The sequence below is a fragment of the Trueperaceae bacterium genome (assembly GCA_019454765.1).
In the GTDB taxonomy this organism is placed as follows: domain Bacteria; phylum Deinococcota; class Deinococci; order Deinococcales; family Trueperaceae; genus JAAYYF01.
The window spans coordinates 11,517-13,519 of the sequence record JACFNR010000057.1 but is presented as its reverse complement, the minus strand read 5'-3'; the positions used below and the strand labels follow the sequence as shown (position 1 = coordinate 13,519).

Annotated in this window: 1 protein-coding gene; it reads right to left on the bottom strand. The window is 70.0% G+C overall.

Annotation, left to right across the window (positions count from 1 at the left end; all coding sequences use genetic code 11):
• A partial coding sequence (locus tag H3C53_12265) for a hypothetical protein (GenBank protein ID MBW7917438.1) occupies window positions 1-1,739 on the bottom strand: 1,739 nt, incomplete at its 3' end.
• Between the last annotated feature and the right edge of the window lie 264 nt (window positions 1,740-2,003).

Below are 2,003 nucleotides of genomic sequence, written 5' to 3'. Positions count from 1 at the left end.
GGGTGGCTGTGGAAGTACTCGACCTCGCGCTCGCGCGTGTCGATGGTGAGCGCCTCCGGTTGCAACAGGTCCGTGATCAACCCGTAGGCGCCGCTGGTGGACCAGCGGTAGAGGTAGTTGCCCGTGGTGTTGCCCTTAGGCAAGACCTTGAAGCGGGCGCTGGCGTGGTTCCGGCGGACGCGGGCCGTCTCCGGCGTGAGCGCGAACAGCGACGCGCTCGACACGGCCTCCCAGCTCTCGACCGTGCGGCTGTCCCGGACGTCGAACATCACCTTGCCGACGTCGCCGCTCACGAGGGCGGCCTCGACCGCGGCGAGGATGGCGGTCGCGCTGGCGCGGGCCTTCAAGCGCGACTCCAGGGCCTCCATGGCGACCTTGTTGCGGTCGCTCTCGGCCAAGGCGTTCCCGACCATCTCCATCATGTCGAGCCGGAACATCTTGTTGCTCGCCAACTCCTCGATCACGAACCTCAGGCCGTTGGCGTAAGACCCCTCGCCCGGTTTGAGGAAGACGCCCAGGCCTGTGAGGTGCGTGTCGTAGATGGCCCTCACCTCGCCACGCATCTTGGCGAGCTTGGCGGCGTCCAGCTTCGCCATGCTGCCGAGCCCGTAGACCTCCATGACGGGCAACAGGAGGTCGTTCAGGAACAGCTCCAGCGACTTCTCGAAGGCGATGTCGTCCCACTCGCCGCGGAACGAGGCGAAGCGCGGGTCGCTGGCGATGGGAGAGGCGCTGCCGTTCGTGCCCGGCCCGATCAGGACGAGCTGGTAGTGGGTGCGGCTGGCGCCGAGCCGGCCGGCGAGGCGCAGCGGGTCGGACAGGGCGGGCGCCCATGGGGCGTCGCCGGTGATCGCGTCGAGCAGGTTGGTGAAGAGCTCCAGCTTGCCGGTGGCCGGCACGTCCACGCGCTCGACCAATCCCGGTGGGTCGACGTCGTGCAGCACCCGGTCAGCGTCCTCCCAACCGACCTCGTAGGCGAGCAGCGCCGCCGGGCGGCGGTACGAGTTCTGCGCGACCACGCCGGCGCCGTTGGGGTTATGCACGACCTCCGCACCCGACTGGGGCGAGCCCGGGTCTATCAGGATGTTGTTGTCCTCCACGGCGGCGGGCGTGAGCCGCTGGGCGCCGCTCACGCGCAGCGCCGCCTCGGCGGCTCGGGCGGCCAGGCCGGCGAGGCGCACGTCCCCCAGGAGGGAGGCGTGCGCGGCGTCCAACGCCGAGAGGAGCGCGCCGTCCGGGTCCTTAAGGCCGTTGCCACCGGCACGCAGTTGCTGCTCGAGCTCGTCAGCTAGGATGCCCGCCTCGGGCCTGCCGCGCAGGAGTTCACGCACGGTGTCCTGCTGCGCCGGCGGCAACCAGACCGCACCCGTCAGGTAGTAGAGGAGCGCTTCGGCGGTGCTGGTGAGGGAGACGTCCACCTTGGCGCCGTCCGTGACTCCCAGGAGGAGCAGGTCGCCCCCCGCCGTCTCGATCCCGACCTCGGTGGCTGCGCCCGCGAAGACCTGCACCTCGAACGTACCAGCAGCAGACACGCGCGCGCTGCCGCTGGGGGTGGTGGCGGTGAGGGTGGCGAGGTCGACTGCGACGCCGGCGGGGAGGGTGATCGTACCCGTCACGCTCGAGAGGGCCTGGGGCGGTTGCGGGGCGGGAGAGCCGCCGCAGGCCGGCAGCGACCAGACGGCCGCAGCGATCAGTACGCTGAGGATGACCAGGTGTGACGTTCGACTAGGGTTCCGCATGGCCGCGAGTCTAGGCCGGGGGTCCTTAAATGGGCATTAAGGCCCGCCCTCGCGACGGCGCCCCTTCGGGGTCTGACATGCAGAGGTCGCTGGCGATGCCGCGGTTGCCAAAGGTTCGCTGCGCCCGGTTGCTCAACTCCCACCGCCGACAAGCTCTTCTCCGAAGGAGGCCGTGCAGGGGAGCGTCCGTACCGAACCTCGACATCGTTAGGGGCGTGCAGGACGTCGTCTCCTTCGTCGCCGGCAGCGAGAACACGCCGGTCT